Annotated in this window: 15 protein-coding genes; 2 read left to right on the plus strand and 13 right to left on the minus strand. The window is 55.4% G+C overall.

Annotated elements, in window-relative coordinates; translation table 11 throughout:
* Nucleotides 1–68: 68 nt before the first annotated feature.
* Entirely contained in the window at nucleotides 69–482 is a 414-nt protein-coding gene (locus I2I05_RS14930) for a RidA family protein (protein ID WP_196283079.1), read from the minus strand.
* 173 nt (nucleotides 483–655) lie between these two features.
* On the opposite strand from I2I05_RS14930, the gene I2I05_RS14935 reads away from it, so the two are divergent.
* Both I2I05_RS14935 and I2I05_RS14940 read left to right on the plus strand, forming a co-directional pair.
* Nucleotides 656–1,486, plus strand: coding sequence for an energy transducer TonB (locus tag I2I05_RS14935; protein ID WP_196283080.1), 831 nt, complete (start codon nucleotides 656–658; stop codon nucleotides 1,484–1,486).
* A gap of 68 nt (nucleotides 1,487–1,554) precedes the next feature.
* The gene (locus tag I2I05_RS14940; protein WP_196283081.1) at nucleotides 1,555–3,051 is read left to right on the plus strand and encodes a DNA integrity scanning protein DisA nucleotide-binding domain protein; all 1,497 of its coding nucleotides are present in this window, start codon (nucleotides 1,555–1,557) and stop codon (nucleotides 3,049–3,051) included.
* Nucleotides 3,052–3,087: 36 nt separating this feature from the next.
* Here the strand turns inward: I2I05_RS14940 and I2I05_RS14945 are convergent, their stop codons facing one another.
* The 12 genes from I2I05_RS14945 to I2I05_RS15000 all read right to left on the minus strand — a co-directional run bounded on the left by I2I05_RS14945 (nucleotide 3,088) and on the right by I2I05_RS15000 (nucleotide 16,947).
* Nucleotides 3,088–3,582 carry a PaaI family thioesterase gene (locus tag I2I05_RS14945; protein WP_196283082.1) on the minus strand — a complete coding sequence of 165 codons (495 nt, stop codon included), beginning with the start codon at nucleotides 3,580–3,582 and terminating at the stop codon, nucleotides 3,088–3,090.
* A gap of 47 nt (nucleotides 3,583–3,629) precedes the next feature.
* Nucleotides 3,630–4,178, minus strand: coding sequence for a PPC domain-containing DNA-binding protein (locus tag I2I05_RS14950; protein WP_317192356.1), 549 nt, complete (start codon nucleotides 4,176–4,178; stop codon nucleotides 3,630–3,632).
* A gap of 78 nt (nucleotides 4,179–4,256) precedes the next feature.
* Nucleotides 4,257–5,513, minus strand: coding sequence for a hypothetical protein (locus tag I2I05_RS14955; protein WP_196283083.1), 1,257 nt, complete (start codon nucleotides 5,511–5,513; stop codon nucleotides 4,257–4,259).
* Nucleotides 5,510–6,283, minus strand: a complete 774-nt coding sequence (locus tag I2I05_RS14960) for a hypothetical protein (protein WP_196283084.1) — start codon at nucleotides 6,281–6,283, stop codon at nucleotides 5,510–5,512. The genes I2I05_RS14955 and I2I05_RS14960 overlap by 4 nt, the downstream gene beginning before the upstream one ends.
* A 125-nt stretch (nucleotides 6,284–6,408) precedes the next feature.
* The gene (locus tag I2I05_RS14965; RefSeq protein WP_196283085.1) at nucleotides 6,409–6,981 is read right to left on the minus strand and encodes an RNA polymerase sigma factor; all 573 of its coding nucleotides are present in this window, start codon (nucleotides 6,979–6,981) and stop codon (nucleotides 6,409–6,411) included.
* A gap of 654 nt (nucleotides 6,982–7,635) precedes the next feature.
* Nucleotides 7,636–8,868 carry an acyltransferase family protein gene (locus tag I2I05_RS22455; protein WP_196283086.1) on the minus strand — a complete coding sequence of 411 codons (1,233 nt, stop codon included), beginning with the start codon at nucleotides 8,866–8,868 and terminating at the stop codon, nucleotides 7,636–7,638.
* 757 nt (nucleotides 8,869–9,625) lie between these two features.
* Nucleotides 9,626–10,936: an acyltransferase family protein gene (locus I2I05_RS14975; RefSeq protein ID WP_196283087.1), complete on the minus strand. Its 1,311-nt coding sequence runs from the start codon at nucleotides 10,934–10,936 to the stop codon at nucleotides 9,626–9,628.
* 9 nt (nucleotides 10,937–10,945) lie between these two features.
* The gene (gene amaB, locus I2I05_RS14980) at nucleotides 10,946–12,553 is read right to left on the minus strand and encodes an L-piperidine-6-carboxylate dehydrogenase (protein ID WP_196283088.1); all 1,608 of its coding nucleotides are present in this window, start codon (nucleotides 12,551–12,553) and stop codon (nucleotides 10,946–10,948) included.
* Between the two features lie 280 nt (nucleotides 12,554–12,833).
* Nucleotides 12,834–13,295, minus strand: a complete 462-nt coding sequence (locus tag I2I05_RS14985) for a hypothetical protein (RefSeq protein ID WP_196283089.1) — start codon at nucleotides 13,293–13,295, stop codon at nucleotides 12,834–12,836.
* A gap of 275 nt (nucleotides 13,296–13,570) precedes the next feature.
* Complete coding sequence (locus I2I05_RS14990; protein WP_230688358.1) at nucleotides 13,571–15,076, minus strand: S1C family serine protease; 1,506 nt, start codon at nucleotides 15,074–15,076, stop codon at nucleotides 13,571–13,573.
* A gap of 232 nt (nucleotides 15,077–15,308) precedes the next feature.
* On the minus strand, nucleotides 15,309–15,746 hold the full coding sequence (locus tag I2I05_RS14995) for an Hsp20/alpha crystallin family protein (RefSeq protein ID WP_196283090.1): 438 nt from the start codon (nucleotides 15,744–15,746) through the stop codon (nucleotides 15,309–15,311).
* A 349-nt stretch (nucleotides 15,747–16,095) separates the two neighbouring features.
* Nucleotides 16,096–16,947 (minus strand): hypothetical protein, encoded by an 852-nt coding sequence (locus tag I2I05_RS15000; RefSeq protein ID WP_196283091.1) that lies wholly within the window; start codon nucleotides 16,945–16,947, stop codon nucleotides 16,096–16,098.
* Nucleotides 16,948–16,974: the final 27 nt, after the last annotated feature.

The following is a 16,974-nucleotide window of genomic DNA, read 5'->3' on the forward strand; positions in this document are numbered from 1 at the left end:
CAGGAATGTATTTGGCGCACAACACCAGAAAAAAAGTCCGCCCCCACGCGGTGCCGACGCTCATCCAATCACCCCGACACGGCCGCAATGCACTTCAGCTCAATGGCGATGGGCGTGGGCAGGCAATTAATTTCCAGGGTAGTGCGGCAGGGCTGCGCCGTGGCAAAATACTCGGCATACAACCGGTTATAAACCGCAAAATCGTCCTTCATGTTGGTCAGGAATACGGTAACGTCCACCAAGTCGTCCCACGCGGCGCCCGCCTCTTCCAGAATATAGCGTACGTTCTGGAACACGGCGCGGCACTGGCTTTCAAAATCATACGCCACGATGTGGCCCAATTCGTCGAGCTCGACGCCGGGAATGGCTTTTTGCCCGCGCTGGCGCGGGCCCACGCCCGACAGAAACAGTAGGTTGCCCACGCGGCGGGTGTAAGGGTAAGCGCCAACGGGCTCGGGGGCGCGGGAGGTTTGCTCGGTCATAAGAATAAAAGTGGGGCGGGAAGGAAAATAAACCGGCTCAAAGAACGTCAGCACCATTGACACCGGTGAGTGCCCTTCCTGGCAAGGTTTTTAGGGACGCTGCATTTCGGTTGCCAGTTCGGTTGCCGTTATTTGTAAATGTGGTCCTACATATTACTCAACTATTGTCCGTTATGACATTTCGTATAAAGTCCCCGCTCCTCGTGCTGCTGAGCTGCCTGGGCTTCAGCTGCCTTAGTTTCAGCAGCCACGCCCAAAAGCGTAAGATGCCGCCCAAGCCTTCGGCCGCGGAGGTGTACGACTCGGTGGCCCAGCCCGCCGTGCCGCTGGGCGGCACCGAGAAGTATGCGCGTTTCCTGGGCGACAACCAGCGCTATCCGGCCACGGCCATGCAAAAAGGCATTCAGGGCACCGTGAAAGTGAGCTTTATCGTGGAGAAAACCGGCACCGTGAACGAGGTCAAAGTGGAGACGCCGCTTTCGCCGGAGCTAGACGCCGAAGCCATCCGCCTCATCAAGAGCGGCCCCAAATGGACGCCGGCCAAGCACCGCAACCAAGTGGTGCGTCAGCGCATCTACGTGCCGGTTTCGTTCGTGATGTCGCCCGGCAGCGAAGTGGTGATGGCCGCGGGCAAGGACCGCCCCATCACCACCTCGGCCGCCGACATTGCCGCCTCGGCCAACCCTGACCGGCCCGCCGTGGTGGCGCCCGACCGCCCCACCCAACCCGTGGGCGGCAACCAGGCTTTTTTTGATTGGATTGAAAAAAACCAGAAGTACCCGTTGCTGGCCCGCCAGCGCAAGATTCAGGGCAAAGTTATGGTTGAGTTTATGGTGCAAGCCGATGGCAGCCTGACCGATGCCCGCGTAATTAGAAAGATGGGTTCTGGCCTCGACGAGGAAGCGTTGCGCCTCATCAAAACGGCTCCTAAGTGGGAACCGGCCATGTTCCAGGGCAAGCCATTAAAGCAAAAGATGGTCTTGCCTGTTCTGTTCCAGTTGTAATCCAGCCCCCGACTCTTTTCCTTGAAAAAGCAAGAAAAGGAGCTGGGTTCTGCTCTTCTTTTTCTGCCATGACGCCTACCCTTGCCCCTGCTGCCGCCCTACTCTGGCCGCACCAAACCCGTTACCGGCAAGCGGCCCAAGCGTTGGCAAAGGACCTGTTTGACGCGCTTGATGACGACCTGCATCCCTTTGTGGTGTTGCTGGCCTTGCCCACCGACCCGGCTCTGCCCGCCCGCTGCCTGGAGCCCGACGACTGCGGCCTGCCCTCCGAGGCATTCTCCGGCGTGATGGCCCGGGGCCGCGTCATCCAAAATACCCGCCCGAGGCCCCAGGTCGAGACGGACAGCGTGAGCGCCGTGATGCAGCGGCGCAAGCTCGAGGGCATTGGCGTGCGCGATGCCGTCCAGGAAATTCTCGACGTGCTGGACGAGCACGCGTCCCACCAGCATTTTGCCGGCTATCCCATTCAGATTCATGGGCATTTCGTGGTCACCATCATGCGCCTGCAGCGCAAGCCAGTGCGGGCCTACCCTTCGCTCCGCCCCCACCGCTACTACACCGATGGCCGGCCGTTGGCGCCGTCGCTGTTGGTAGCGGCCATGTACCGCTTCAACGAGGAAAGTGCGAAGGCCCTGAGCGAGCCCGAGCCCGGAGCCGTCTTCATTGTGCGCCCGCGCGAAAGCGAAGAGTTGCTGCGCTCCGCGGGCAAATCCTTGCTCGATACGCCCGCCCAGGCTTTGGGCTTCGACCCCGCCACCACCAAGCTGTTTGCCACCTGCAACACCATCAGCAGCCTCCGCTACGAGGGCGCTGAGGGCGTGGGCAAGCTGCTGCTGGCTCGCCGCGGCCACCCCAACATCGAGGAGGTTTTTGCCCTCACCTGCCCCACTGAGCTCACCGACTACCGTGCCGTGCGCAAGCTGCTGGAAATGACGACGCCTGACGTGCACCTACTCGCCGATGGCGAAAGCGTGTATGCCTTGGGCCGGCAAGTGGGCAAATACGACGCCGTGCGCGAGGATTTGTTCGTCATCAACTTTGTCACGCATTATTCGTGGGAATTGCAGCACGACGGCCATGTGTTGCTGCGCTCGCACTACGGATTGCCCGGCCTGCCGCGCACCCGCATCAACCGCTCGGGCTTTCGCCGCGCGCTCAAGCGCACCTTCGGCCTCATCGAACCGACGAAGGTGGAGCGCTTGTGGGATGTAGTGCTCGAAGCCAGCCGCCAAAAGCACGGCACCCTGCTGGTCATCACCACCGAGGCCCTGGCCGAAGCCGACCGCCTGAAGCTCCAATGCACCCTTATTGAGCCCGTGCCGCTCACGCCGCTCATCACCCGCCTTGTCACCAGCATCGACGGGGCCGTGCTGCTGGACCCCGAAGGCTACTGCTACTCCATCGGCGTTATTCTCGACGGCCGGGCGTCGGGCCGCGGCGACAGCACGCGCGGCGCCCGCTACAATTCGGCCCTGCGCTACGTGGAAAGCTCCGATTATCCCTGCATCGCCATTGTGGTAAGCGAGGACGGGCTGGTGGACGTGATTACCTCGGAGCAGGAATAAACGACATCATTCGCCCGCGCCACCGGAGGCGCAGGCTTACTTTTTTGCCCGGAACGACCAGGTGATGCGGAACACGGCCACTAGGTCGCCGGCGTCGTCGAGGCCGGTGCTGGTGGCTACCACGGTGCGGCCTTCGCCCGTGGCGCGGCTTTCGGCCACTGCTTGGGCAATGCGGGCGCCATCGGCGCAAGTGAAAGATATCAAGCCGACGGCCTTTTTGCTAAAGTCCGCCTCCAGCTTCGTTACCAGCATCGAAACGGGCCCGCCGGCCTGCACGTGCATCATGGCCTGTATGCCGCTGGCAAACTCCGCCGCCATGGCCAGGCAGGCGAAATAGATGCTGCGAAACGGATTTTGCGTAAGAAACTGAAACCGGATGGTGACCACCGCCTGCTCGGGGGTGAGCGCCGTGAGCCGCAGCCCCGCCAGCCCGGCCATGGGCAGCTTTTGCATCAGAAACAGCCGCAGCTTCAGGGGGCTGAGAACCTGGCGACGAAAAGCGGCGGCTTGGGGGGTATCAGTTGCAGTCATAGTGGTTGTAGTGAGCAGTTGCCAGCAAAAGACGAGAATACAACTGGTTATTTCGCGGGTTTCAAACCGCTTTTTTTACTTGAGCGGACTGGCAGAACCGGGGCTGGGTACACCTCTAGCTCCTTATACCCAAACGTGGAATCCGTTTCGCGCCGAAATTCCAGCGCGGGCAGTTCGCCTACCACGATTTCGGCTGTCGTGTACACCACACAGCCATCGAGCAAGTGCCCGCCGATGGTGCGGCCCGTGCTATCGGCAACGGCCAGGTGCAAGTGTGAGCCGTTGGTAGACAGCGTCCCAACCAAGGACACAATTTCGAAATGCCCGCGGTAAACGCTCGGTCCTTCTTGGTTGGCCAGCCGTAGGGTGGCTACCGTGAGGCTGCCCACGCAGGTAAGCATGGTGCCCGCGGCGATGTGATGCGCTTGCACAAAGGCGGCAAGCTGCTGGCGTAGGTCGTCGCCGGGTTTTAGGCGCAGGGCGTACGTTTTCAGTGGCGACGACAAGGCAACGGGCACGGCGGACGGCGTTTGGGCGCGCGCTGGGCTGGCAAGCAGGCCGAGCAACAGCGGCAGCAACAGAAGGAGACGAAACACGCCGCAAAGTAAGCCGGCTATGCCGCACAGGCTTGGTCAGGTCAAAATCGGCCTGAAAGCGCAATTGCCCGCAAGCGACTACTTGCTGAACCGCACCGTGCCGTAACGCACCTTGATGTTGACGTTGCCGGCGTTGGGCGTTGGCAGGGCGCCGCCAAAGGTACCCAGCACGTCGCTCGTCTGCGGGCCGTTTTCCTGGGAAAGCACCCGCACCATTTTTCTGTCAACCAGCAACTGCCCTTGCTCGGTGCTCACGTCAAACCGGAAGCTCGGCGCTTCGGCAAAACCCAACCGAATGGTGCTAAAGCCCCCGTCCAAGTTCACTTGGCGGAAATTGGGACCCATGTCGCGCACTACGAAATCGGGGCAGTACCGCAGGGCCATGTCCAGGCCCTGGTCGAGCTTATCGACTGTGAACCGGGTGTAGCCCGACGAGCCCCGTAGGTTGCGCACCGTGCCCAGGGCCACGTCGCCGTATTTGCTATGAATGGTCAGGTCCTGCACCGTTCCGATGTCGATATCGGAGTGATTGTTTCGCAGGCCAACGTTAATGCCTTCATCCAGGCGCAGGCGGGCGTAGCTGGCATCGATGCTGGCTTGGCCAGCGTATGCGATGATGCAGCTGCCGTTGGCAATGCGCACGAGGTTTTGCGGCCCTTCGAGGCGGTTGGTGCGCAGGGCACCGTATTCCACGGCCAGCTCGGTGGGGCCGCTCATGGCGCTGGCAATATTCACCTCGCCAAAATTATTGTAAACGCTCAAGGCCGTGGTGCGGGGCAGCCACACGGTGTAGTTCACTTCGTAGCGGCACCCCCCCGCCCGCCCGCGCAGCAGGGCACCGAACTGGGTGCTTACGGTTACACCGCCGGTTTTGGCGTCGTATTCCAGGTATTGTACCCCCAGCGCATCCAGCACTTGACGGGCGCCGGCCTCCGTTTCAGAGCGGGCCACCAGTTCTGCTTCAACCTTTATTTCACGCTTGTTCCACGGGTTGATTTGCACCCGCCCGTAACGCGTATTGAGCGAGAAGGCGCGCCCCGCCTTGGGCACCGCAAAGCTGCGGCTCGAGCGGCGGCGTTGCTCTACTTGCAGAATGCTGGCGTCCTGCCCATAGGACTGGTCGGGCTGCGGATTTGGCTGAGCTTGCGGGGCGCTACAGGTAGCGTCCTCGGGTATGTAAAGCTCAATATCGATGCTTCTAATGACCACACCGGTCCCGCCTGCTCCTGCCGTGGTGGGCAGCGCTACGGCAGCCCGGGGGCGCACCAACCCAGTCATGGCCAGCATCGCTACTACCGTCAGGCGCCAAACAGCACGGGATACAAGCGGTTTCATTTGGCTTGCCGGCTATCTGCCAGCACGTAAGAGCTAGAGTTGCGGTCTTCGGCAGTTGCAGTGCCCAGATTCAGCTGTTGGTCCAGAATGTCGAGGCGTACCTGCAGGTTGCGGTTCATGGCCGTGAGCACGGCGTCGGGCTGCGGGTGGTGTAGCAGTTCCCCTTTCAGCTGGCGGTAGCTAGAATCGAGCGACACCAACTCCCGTTTCCAGTCAGCCGTCATAGCGGCCGTGCCGGGCCCGCTGAGTTGGTGCAGCTCGTCTTGACGACGAGCCAATTGGGTGGTATAGTAGGCCTCCATGCCGCGCACGGCCCGCACCAGTTGGCTATCGGCGCCGGCGCTGCGGTCGGCCGCAGTCATGGCCACCGGGTTGCCGCCTTGGTACAAGGCCTCGTCGGGGGCATCGGAGATATTATCGGTGCCCGCTGGGGCAGTGATGGCAACCACTTCAGTCGGTTTTTGGCTTGATTTCCAGGCCTCGCTGGCGCCAGCCGCAAAGACCAACAGTGCCAACGACGCCGCTACACCGTAGCGCTGTAGCCAGTTACCCCTAACCACCGCCGGCAAGGAAGCCCCGGTGCCGGGAAGGGCTGCAACGGTATTTGCAGCGCCCATCAGGCGCATAACCGGCGCCGCGGGCGTTGAAACGGGTTCCGCCAATTGCTGTTCGAGCGCAGCCCAGAGGTCAGGGCGCGGCTCGTGGGTGTCGAAATCGGCACGGTGCCGCTCGACGAAATTTTCTAATGACTTGTTCTTATTAGAGTCCATGAATGAGGAGCAGACGCACGGTTCTTCCAGATTGAAGGAGGCTGCGGGGGATACAACAACCGCGGCCGGACGAAAAAGGATGAAGAGTAGTTAAAAAGTAGCTAAACTGGTAAAACGATAGATAATTAGCTTAAGCCGCGCTGGGCGGCCAATTCGCGCAGCCGAACGCGGGCCCGGCTGTATTGGGATTTGGAGGTTGACTCGGAAATGCCGAGAATGGTGGCAATTTCGAGGTGGTCATAGCCTTCGAGCAAGTACAAGCTCAGCACCACGCGGTAGCCATCGGGCAGCTCTTGAATGCAGCGACGGAGCACGTCGGCGCGATAATGCGTGTCGGCCTCGTCTTCGTACGAAAGGCTGGCGGGCTCGGCGGGTTCCTCGTGGTGCTGCTCGCCTAGCGGCACCAGCGCCAGCCGCCGCTGCCGCAGGCAATTGATGCTTTTGTTGACGACAATGCGCTTGAGCCACGCCCCAAACGAAGAGTCGCCTTTGTAGCTGCTCAGCTCGCGAAACGCACTCAGAAACGATTCCTGAAGCACGTCTTCCGCCTCCGCATAATCGCCGGTGATGCGTAGGGCCGCGTTGAACATGGCCTTGGCATAGCGACGGTAAATCTCGGCCTGCGCTTGGCGGTCGTTCAGGCGGCAGCGCTCCACCAGGGGCGCATTGATGTCAACGTAGGCAACGGCGGCTTCCATGCAGAAAGGCGAATTAGTAGGGCTTAAGCAAGTAAAGGACCCTGGCTTGATATAAGGGGTTGCACCTGTAGCTCACAACCGATGAACTTCATTTCCAGTTGCCCTAAAGTAAGACTATTTCAGATTCCAAAGGCCAAACCACCAAGCAATAATGTCATTCGCAACGGCGCGGCAACAGACAACCCCGCAACTAAAGATGCCACTTAAAAGGCCTGTGCGACGAATTGCGCAGGTCTTTTAAGTGGCACAGTACCAAACCAAATAGTTCACAGATGGACAAGCTGAACTTGTAAACCAGTTTCCAAGCACACCCGCGCCGCCCTTACCTACCGGATAGTAGCACCACCACTGTCTTGGTAAGTAGATTCCAATTGTTCTGTTTCTCAAACATTTCCTAATCAGGAAATTTTGAGGTGCTATCAAGCTCATGCCAAATAACAACGCAAACGTAATTAGAGCCATTAATTAGCATTGGATAATACTTATCAGCAGCTAGTATTCAATTGGTTTTATAACAATCCAAGAAACTTATTATTTAAATTATATCATCGCAGGATTGATAAAGTGGCAATGACCCAAAGGGGTTTTTGAGTAGTAGAGACGAATAAACTAGCTATTTTTAACAGCTTCTAGCGAACCTTGTTAAATCTATTCTCAGCTTCTTTCAACCAGTTTCACGGCCCACTTCTGATACCTTTTTTCCAAGAAATACGCAGAAGCGATAACTACACACAGATAGATTATCAGCCTAATTAGTGCAGTGTACAGTGTGCCGGAAAAAGGTGTGAATCTTATAAATAGATACCAAATTGGCAAGTGCACAAGATAGGTACCATATGAAATTCCTCCTAAAAAACTCAATCCCATTTTTATCCGTGTAAAACTAAACCGGAATGGAAACACGAGCAATAACACGCTAGTGAGAAATAATGCAATGGAAATCTTCATACCTAGGTCGAGGTTGCCACTATACAACAAATAGAAACTACGCCCTAAGGGTGGCACATAAATTACAGCAACTAAATACTTATGCCATGCATGTATCTTGTTATTGAAAGTTGACAATATCAGAATGCAATATGGGACAAACTGTAATACTATAAAAAATTTAAATCCTTGAGTCGTGACGTCTAGGTTAGGAATATGAAGTTTATTGAATATAAATTGATAAACTTCTAATCGTTGGTAACAAAATAATAGAATGAGTAGCGATATACAAAAAGAGGTGGGATGAACATATTCCCTAAATTTTATATCAGCACAGAGTATACCCATTGCGAAGTATATCAGCCCCAAAGAGTACCGTATTAAATTTGGGTGAACATTGCTGGGAAAGAGTAATACAGTCAATGCCACTAAAGCAGCAACTATTACATAGAGAGGTCTAATCGATAAAAATGAAATAATAATGAAGCTTATGTAAAATACTATCTCAAAATTCATTGACCATATCGGCGTATTCTCAATTATTACATCTGTGGCAATATTTTGTAAAAACAAAAGATGGCCTATTAAACTCCAGAACAAATTTGATTCCTTTGCAATTAAAAAGCTGAATAATACTGCTAAGAAATAAACTGGGTAAAGCCTTTTACACCTCTTTTTGACAAAGGATTTTATCTCATTAAAATTAGCTAAAGGATTCTTGTTAGTTAGGCCAAGCATGTAGCCAGATAACATGAAAAACAGAAACGGCCGCATCGTGCCTACGGGGACGAAAAAACCGTACAAGTGATATATTGGGTCGACATACCCTCGCATGCCAGCGTGACTCCAGACAATTACTAAAGAAGTGACCCCCCTTAGCATTTGAAGCTTCTGCTGTATTCTAGGCTTAACTTCTGCTTTCTGAATATTTGCAGATTCAATTAGTAAAGCAATTGACATAAAATCCTTACAATGACTATTTTACCAGTTTTTCATTTGCGCTATTGAATAAATGAATTATAAGAAAGCAAGAATGAAATTGACCAGTAAAGCCAAGATTCTTATTGCTTATAATACAGTTACTACTTCGCAAAGATAGACGCGAAAAAACTTAAAATATGGCAATTAATCATATTTAAGGTTATAAGTATTGAATATGAATGGTATTCAACGAATACTACCTCTCTCCTGCGATGCAAAAATGTGGTTTGCAGCTTATTTGATAATAACTTGATTAAAGTGCATCGTGGTATTGACTATGAGAAGCAAGGCTTTATAACTAGCGGGAGCAAAGCCACAGCCTAGTGGCGAAAGCAGACTAACTAGGCAAAGGCGCGCTTAACGACCTAGCGCCAAGCCAACGACATGAAGCAGTTTCCACTAAAGGGCTGGCTAGCCGCTCCAATTGCAACCCCAGTGGCAGCCGGCAAACTTCACTATTGATATTGACGGCCTGTGCGACAGATACAGCACACCATATCGAGTAAGTACACCGTGGGAATTCAACCGACAATAGACGTGGCGTGGAAAAAGGGGCGCAACTACAACTGTAAGTCAGTATGGAGTTAATAGCCAGCAACCATACGATAGCCAGCGCCTAAGAACGCCGACCATTACCTATGAGCTTGTTTGTTTTTTGGCTGCTAAAACTTTCAATTATACCCCAACCTGAACTGATTATTAAAAATCCTTCCCCCGATGAATCACAAGAATTAGTTTATCTAATTATCATGTTTCGGAAAAACGGCTGCATTTTTTTCTCCAGCAAATAGCCTACGCTTAAAGTAGTTGCGAGATAGATTATCATACGAGTACTAAACTCGAAAGCACTGCCGCTGAAATAGCTGAATGAGCCGATAATGAATATAATCGGATAGTGAACCACGTAAATACCGTAGGAAATGCTACCCAATGGAATAAGCCATGCAATGACCTTGCGGGATAACTTGTCAAGGGCCTCTGCTTTTAGTAAGAAAAGCAAGCTAAGCAAGTAGAATAGGATGGTGAAGCCGACCCCCGTATTTTCTATTAGACTCATCAGGTCGCCCTTGTTCAGACGAACAGCCAGATAGACAATCGGCATAAAGTATATCACAAATTTTAGCCCTCTATAAACGCGTATCTTTTTGTCAGTAAAGAGCATAATACCGACCATGCAAAATAATAGGTACGACAAATCTGAGAACTGCACAATTTGTTGATGATAGTTATCAACTTGCTTTAGTGAAATATCCAACCCAAGCATTTGGAATACCCGCTGCATGTAATTCATCTGCTCAAAGCTGAGAAACAGCAACATAAACGACACCAATTGGGGAAATTTTGTAGTTGTGTTGGAAGTGTGGCATTTGGCCAACCACAATCCAATTACCCAATATATTAATCCGTACCCGTAAGAAGCTAGCATTGGATGCAACCACTGAGGCATAACTGTCGCTATCACCACCACAAGCAAGCTGATAGCAATAATCAAAGCCGGCCTAATTGAAAAAGATGATATTACAATAAAAATGACATAATAAACTACTTCATAATTTAACGACCAAAGTGGATTATTTTCTTTAATAACCACTCCCAGAGTGACTTGCAAAAACGTAAGGTGCTGGATGATTAATGACCAGCTATAGACTTTATTAAGCAGCAAAAAAGCAACAGCCAGCGTAAGTATTATGCTTAGCAAGTATATCGGGTAGAGTCTAATAAATCTTCGCTTTAAATATTCTCCGCAACTTTCCCAAGAGTTTATCGGCGTTTTATTGGTTAAACCAATAACATAGCCCGAAAGCATAAAAAATATCAATACGCTTAAGTGTCCTGGAGGAACATATTTCCAAGGGCCAGGAATTTCGTATCCCTTCATGAGGGAGGGCGACAAAAGTATGGCGTGCCTAATGACAACGATTAGCGCCGCCCCCCCCCGCAAAGCTTCTAGATTTAACTCAAATTTACGTGGATATTCACCTGCCTGTTGAGGTTGAACCGAAACGGCGTGTGGAACAGGTCGTGACATCCAATTTTTATTAATCAAGTAACTGCGCTACACGTCGAACTTAATCCCCTGCGCCAAAGGCAATTCGGTGGAGTAGTTAATCGTATTGGTCTGGCGACGCATGTAAACTTTCCACGCGTCGGAGCCGGACTCGCGGCCGCCGCCGGTTTCTTTCTCGCCGCCGAACGCGCCGCCGATTTCGGCCCCGCTCGTGCCGATGTTCACGTTGGCAATGCCGCAATCCGAGCCATTGGCGGCCAGGAAGGCTTCGGCCTCGCGCATGTTCAGGGTGAAGATGCTGCTCGACAGGCCTTGGCGTACGTCGTTCTGCAGCTCAATGGCATTCTCTACGCCGCCGCTGTATTTGATGAGGTAGAGAATGGGCGCGAAGGTTTCTTCCTGCACCGTGTGGTAGTGGTTTTCAACTTCTACCAGCGCGGGCTGTACGTAGTGGCCGCCGTGCAGTTCGGCGCTGCTCAGCACCTGCCCGCCGGTGAGCAGGGTTCCCCCTTCGGCTTGCACGTTTACCAAGGCCTCCTCGAACATCTTCACAGCGTCGCCATCGATGAGCGGGCCCACCAGCGTGCCGTCTTGCAACGGGTGTCCGATGGGCAGCTTGGGGTAAATGGCCAGCAGGCGGCTTTTCACATCTTCAAAAATGCTGTCTTCGATGATGACGCGGCGGGTGCTGGTGCAGCGCTGCCCGGCCGTGCCCACGGCCCCAAACACGATGGCTCGAATGGCAATGTTGAGGTCGGCGTTTTTGGTAACGATGATGGCGTTGTTTCCGCCCAGCTCCAGCAGGGCGCGGCCCAGGCGGGCGCCCACTACCTCGCCAACTTTGCGGCCCATGCGGGTGCTGCCGGTGGCCGAAACCAAGGGTACGCGCTTGTCGGCGGCCATAGCGGCTCCGATGTCGGCACCACCCACAATCACACTAAACACACCCTCAGGAATATCATTCTCGGCCAGCACATCGCGGATGATGTGCTGCACGGCCACGGCCGTGAGCGGAGTTTTCTCCGACGGTTTCCAAATGCTGACGTCACCGCACACGGCGGCCAGCATGGCGTTCCAGCTCCACACGGCCACCGGGAAGTTGAAGGCCGAGATAATGCCCACCAAGCCCAAGGGCTGGTACTGCTCGTACATGCGGTGGGCGGGGCGCTCCGAGTGCATGGTGAGGCCGTGCAGCTGGCGCGAGAGGCCCACCGCAAAGTCGCAGATGTCAATCATCTCTTGCACTTCGCCGAGGCCTTCCTGCAGGATTTTACCCATTTCGGCGCTCACCAGCTTGCCCAGGGGCTCCTTGTATTCGCGGAGCTTGTTGCCAATCTGGCGCACGATTTCGCCTCGCTTGGGCGCGGGCACCAGGCGCCAGGTTTTAAAGGCTTCCTGGGCGGTTTGCACCACGGTGTTGTAGTCGTCGACGGTGGCGAAAGCCACGCTGGCCATCGGGCGGCCGTCGGCAGGGGCTAGCACGGTGCGGCGGTTGGGATTGGCGCTACCGCCCCAAGTGCGGCCGGTGCTGTAGGCAGCGTTGTCGGCGGTAATGCCCAGTTGGCGCAGCACATCCTGGATGCCGTGCGGGTCGGTGTGCGGCTGGGGAACGGTAACGTCGGCAGCTGAAGTGGCTTCTTCGAGGGCTTGCTTCATGGGAAGGGGTGGGAAATCGGGTGGGTGGTGTGGCCCAAAGGTAAGAACCTAGCCCCGACCCTGACCATGCGTCACATCGCGCGACAAAGCTTTTGCCCAACGCAATTGCTCCTTGCTTCAGTAGCCTGCGCCGGAAGCCTTGTGATATTGGGTAGCAGAATTAGCTTGCTGGGCGTTTCGCTCCACAAGCGCGTAACTTCTGCTTATTCAAATAAAAAGCCCCGGCCATGTAGTGGCCAGGGCTTTTTATTTGAACAAGATAACGATGCAATGCCCGCCGCTAACGTTGTACTACCCGCTTCAGGGGCCGCACGCCGGCCCGCTCCTGCTGTTCGGTGAGCCAAGCCACGGCTTCGGCTTCGTCGTCGTAAAACAACGGGTAAGAATCCAAGGTGGCGGCGTGGCGTAGGTGGAGTTCCATTTCGGCGCTCTCGGCGGCTACCCGCTGGTGCGGGCCGGCTAGATATGCCGTGAACAAAGGGCCATTTAAAGCCGCCGCTACCTGCGGCGAAAACTGTTCGCGAAACCATTGGTTCAGGTCGGGACCAGCCAGGGGACGGCGGCGCAAGTCCAGGAGCCAGAAGCGGCAATTGTCGTGCGCTTGGGCGTGGGCCAGCATGGCCTGGTAGGTGCCTTGCAGCTCGGGCGGCGGCAGGGCCTGCAGCCAACGCCCGATGAGAATGCCCAAATCGGCGCGGTACTCAAGCGAAAAAGCGGAATTTGAAAATGTCGTTTGAGGCACGGCAAATAAGCTAGTCTGATGACTATACGGCCCGGCTAAATCCCAGGTTTAGGCGAGCTGCAGGCTTTAGAGTGCTTTGCTAATTGTTTTTCAGCAGTTTTTATCGTCTTCGCTCGGACAGTCAGCGCGCAACTATCTACAAAAGGGCAACTACCTGTTTTCGCATGAAGCATCTAACATGTCTGTCAGCATTGATGCTATACCTTGGATTTTTCTATACAAAAAAATCCCCTGCCGGGTCCGGCAGGGGATGTTGTTTTCATAGCGCAGAAGACCTATTCCTGGCCGATGGGATAGTATGCTTTACGGCCGTCGGGGTACACCCCTTCAACCAGTGCGCCCGATTTATCGCGGGCCTCGTCCAGGTACTTTTTCACATCGGCGGGCTTCGTCACCTGGTTTTTATCGATGCGGGTGATGATGAAACCGTCGCCCATGCCCGTCTCGCGGAAATTGCTGCCCCGGATGCCGCTGATTTTCGCGCCGCCTTCCAAGCCCAGTTTGGCTTGCTCGCGGGCGGATACGGGGGCCAGGGTAGCGCCTTCGTATTTCACCGAGGCCAACGCGGGCTCCTCGCGCACCACGCTGGTGGTTCCGGTGGCATTGCGTAGCACAGCAGTCACTTCGTTCGGGGCATTGCCACGCTGGAAGTTCACCTTAATCTTATCGCCAGGGCGGAAACGGGCCACCTGCTCCTGCAATTGCGAGGAAGTGTTTACCGGTACGCCGTTGATTTGGGTGATGACGTCGCCCGTTCTCAAGCCGGCGGCGGCGGCGGCGCTGCTTTCGCTTAGGCCCTGCACGTACACGCCGTTCAGAGTCGTCAACTTTTTCTCTGAAGCCAGCCGGGCATCGACCTCCTGAATATTCACGCCGAGCAAGGCGCGCTGCACCACTTTGTACTTCAGCAGGTCGTCGACTACTTTGCTGGCCAGCGAGCTGGGAATGGCAAATGCGTAGCCTTCAAACGAGCCCGTGTGCGAGGCAATGGCCGAGTTAATTCCAATCAGGTCGCCGTTCAGGTTCACAAGGGCGCCACCCGAGTTGCCGGGGTTCACCACGGCATCGGTCTGGATGAAGGACTCGATGCCCATGTTGTCCTTGCGGCGCAGAATGTCAATATTCCGGCCCTTGGCCGAAATAATACCAGCCGTTACCGTGGAGTTCAGATTGAAGGGGTTGCCCACGGCCAGCACCCACTGGCCCACCCGCACGTCGTCGGAGTTGCCGTACTTCACAAAAGGCAGGTTGTCGGCTTTCACTTTTAGCACCGCCAAGTCGGTGTTCGGGTCGGCCCCTACCAACTCGGCCTCGAACTTGCGCTTGTCGTCGAGCACCACCTCAATCTTCGAGGCTTTCTCAATGACGTGGTTGTTGGTCACGATGTAGCCGTTGGCGGCAATAATCACGCCCGAGCCCGAGCCCTGGCCACCGCCCCGGGGTTGCTGTTGCCCCCGGAACTGCTCCAGTTGGTCGCCAAAGAATTGGCGCAGAAAGGGGTCCATTTGCATCTGGCGCTGGTCCACGGCGGGCGCAGCGTATTCGGTCATCACGTGCACCACGGCCGGGGTTACGGCGGCGGCGGCAGCTACGAAGTTCAAACCTTCGGGCACGGCGTACGTGCTACTGCGCATCTCGGACGTATAGCGCACCTGGGGGTCGGCTGCCACAGCCTGAGGCGCCACAGGGGCCGGCTCCAGCAGCTTGTACCCCCCCACGGCCACGCCGCCGCCCAGAATGGCGGAACCGAACAGGCCGAGCATCATTTGTTTTGCTTGCATGGGTAAGGGAGATGGTGATTTGGGTTGAATGAAGAACCTAATTTAACAACTAGTCGGTAAAAACCGCACGTGCAAACCACGATTATTTCCGGCAACGCTGGAAGGATTCACTTTCGTGTCTTCGGGTTGCTTTAAGCAGAAAATAGGCCAATCGGAGCTTGCTACATCCTAACAAAAGCAGCGGCAAAAAAGGCACCCGACCGGGCGCCTTTTTTTACCATACCGCCCGCTGTTATTGAATTTCGATGTGTTGCTTGGTTATTTTCTCCGTGTCGAAGGGCAGCGTAACGCGCAGGATGCCGTCCGTCAGCTCCGCCGCAATGGCTTTCACGCTCACCGTATCGGGCAGGCGGAAACTCCGGGAGAAACGGCCGTAATTGGTTTCGAGGCGGCGGAATTTGGGAACTGCCGGCGTTGCCGACTCTTTCGGTTCAGGTTTGTAAGCATCGTTCCCGTTGCCCACGGCCGCGGATTCGCTGGCCGTGGCGGTATTGGGCCGCTCGCCGGAAATCACCAACTGGCCGTCGAGGAACTCAATAGTTACTGCTTCTTTTTTCACCCCCGGCAAGGCCAGGTGCAACTCGAAGCCCCCGGCGGCTTCCAGAATATCGGCCGCGGGAACAAAAGCGGGTGTGGATTGAACAGAAGCTATTTGGGGCTCGCGGAGCATGTCGGCAAGCATTGCGATCAACGCACGGCTGGGACGCAGGGAAGGGCGGGGATTATACAGCAAAGTGGCCATCAGGATGGTAGTGGATTAAGGTTGTGAATAAGGCGTGCATCGCAAGGCGGCACACATCTTCGTCCTTAAAATCTATACCAATCCAACTACACTACCCAATAGCGACATTTTGTCTCACTCTTAATTACTCGCTAGGAGAAATCGACATTAAGATTTTGCAAAATGTCATTACAGCGCATTGAACAAGCATTTTCGGCCGAATCACTAGGCGCCAATCTGACACAATTGGGCGTCCTGAAGGGTTTTTCCATACAGCCACTCATGCTTTTTTTAAACGTTAGTGCTGGGTGGGCAGCTGCTTGCGCTCGAATACATCCTTCCCCTCAAAAAGGGTGAAGCGCACGTCAAGTCCAAGCACGGGCGCAACCTGATTGAAGCGACCACCGGGCAGGGTCACGTTTCCGTTTGCGTCGAGGCGGTCGACGGTGAAGTAATAGTTCGTCTGGTAGGCGAACCAGGGCGTTGCGTCAAGCCGGTCGCTCAGGCGGCAGCCCACTTCGCCGCGCAAGCTCGTAAACTGGATTCCCCGCTCCTTGGCGTCGGTATCAGACCGCAGCAGGCGCACGTGGGTGGCGGCTTCGTAGCTCAGGCGGGGGCGCAGGGCCACGCTGCCACTGCCCACGGGCAACAGCTTTTCCAGGTCGACTCGCAGGCGCGCCCACGTTTGGCCATCGGGACCGGGACCACCAACGTAGCCGGCGTTGTTGGGGAAAGTGCGCTCCAGGCTCAAGCGCTGCCCAAAAGTGAGCGGCCCCACATTGCTGCGGTGCCGGAGCAAGGCTTCGGGAATTAGCGCCAAACGCTTGTTGCCGAAAGATTCGAGCCGCAGCGTGCCGCCACCGCTCCAGTGCTCGTTCCAGAAATGTTCGTACCCCAGCGTAAAGCGCCGCTCGTCGAAACCCAAGCTGCGGCCGTCGCCTTCGTAGCTCGTGCGCTCCACGTCGCGCTGGCCGCGAAGCCCCAAAAAGAGGTAGTCGCCGTTTTTCAGGGCCAGCTCGGCTTGCAATTCAGGCCAAACTTGCAAGTTGCCAACATCGCGGCGGGCCTGGGCAGCCGCCGGCTGTGCACACACCAAGCCGCCAACCAGCGCCGCTACTCCCCAACGAGCAAAAGAATACCAATATTTCATATAATTGAAGGTAACGAGCGTACGGTG

Origin of the sequence: Hymenobacter jeongseonensis (genome assembly GCF_015694725.1) — a bacterium.
Classification (GTDB): domain Bacteria; phylum Bacteroidota; class Bacteroidia; order Cytophagales; family Hymenobacteraceae; genus Hymenobacter; species Hymenobacter jeongseonensis.

What these genes read in the sequence shown, in the direction of transcription:
- I2I05_RS14930 (WP_196283079.1), bottom strand. Translation starts at nt 482, where the DNA reads ATGACCGAGCAAACCTCCCGCGCCCCCGAGCCCGTTGGCGCTTACCCT.
- I2I05_RS14935 (WP_196283080.1), top strand. Translation starts at nt 656, where the DNA reads ATGACATTTCGTATAAAGTCCCCGCTCCTCGTGCTGCTGAGCTGCCTG.
- I2I05_RS14940 (WP_196283081.1), top strand. Translation starts at nt 1,555, where the DNA reads ATGACGCCTACCCTTGCCCCTGCTGCCGCCCTACTCTGGCCGCACCAA.
- I2I05_RS14945 (WP_196283082.1), bottom strand. Translation starts at nt 3,582, where the DNA reads ATGACTGCAACTGATACCCCCCAAGCCGCCGCTTTTCGTCGCCAGGTT.
- I2I05_RS14955 (WP_196283083.1), bottom strand. Translation starts at nt 5,513, where the DNA reads ATGAAACCGCTTGTATCCCGTGCTGTTTGGCGCCTGACGGTAGTAGCG.
- I2I05_RS14960 (WP_196283084.1), bottom strand. Translation starts at nt 6,283, where the DNA reads ATGGACTCTAATAAGAACAAGTCATTAGAAAATTTCGTCGAGCGGCAC.
- I2I05_RS14965 (WP_196283085.1), bottom strand. Translation starts at nt 6,981, where the DNA reads ATGGAAGCCGCCGTTGCCTACGTTGACATCAATGCGCCCCTGGTGGAG.
- I2I05_RS22455 (WP_196283086.1), bottom strand. Translation starts at nt 8,868, where the DNA reads ATGTCAATTGCTTTACTAATTGAATCTGCAAATATTCAGAAAGCAGAA.
- amaB (WP_196283088.1), bottom strand. Translation starts at nt 12,553, where the DNA reads ATGAAGCAAGCCCTCGAAGAAGCCACTTCAGCTGCCGACGTTACCGTT.
- I2I05_RS14990 (WP_230688358.1), bottom strand. Translation starts at nt 15,076, where the DNA reads ATGCAAGCAAAACAAATGATGCTCGGCCTGTTCGGTTCCGCCATTCTG.
- I2I05_RS14995 (WP_196283090.1), bottom strand. Translation starts at nt 15,746, where the DNA reads ATGCTCCGCGAGCCCCAAATAGCTTCTGTTCAATCCACACCCGCTTTT.
- I2I05_RS15000 (WP_196283091.1), bottom strand. Translation starts at nt 16,947, where the DNA reads ATGAAATATTGGTATTCTTTTGCTCGTTGGGGAGTAGCGGCGCTGGTT.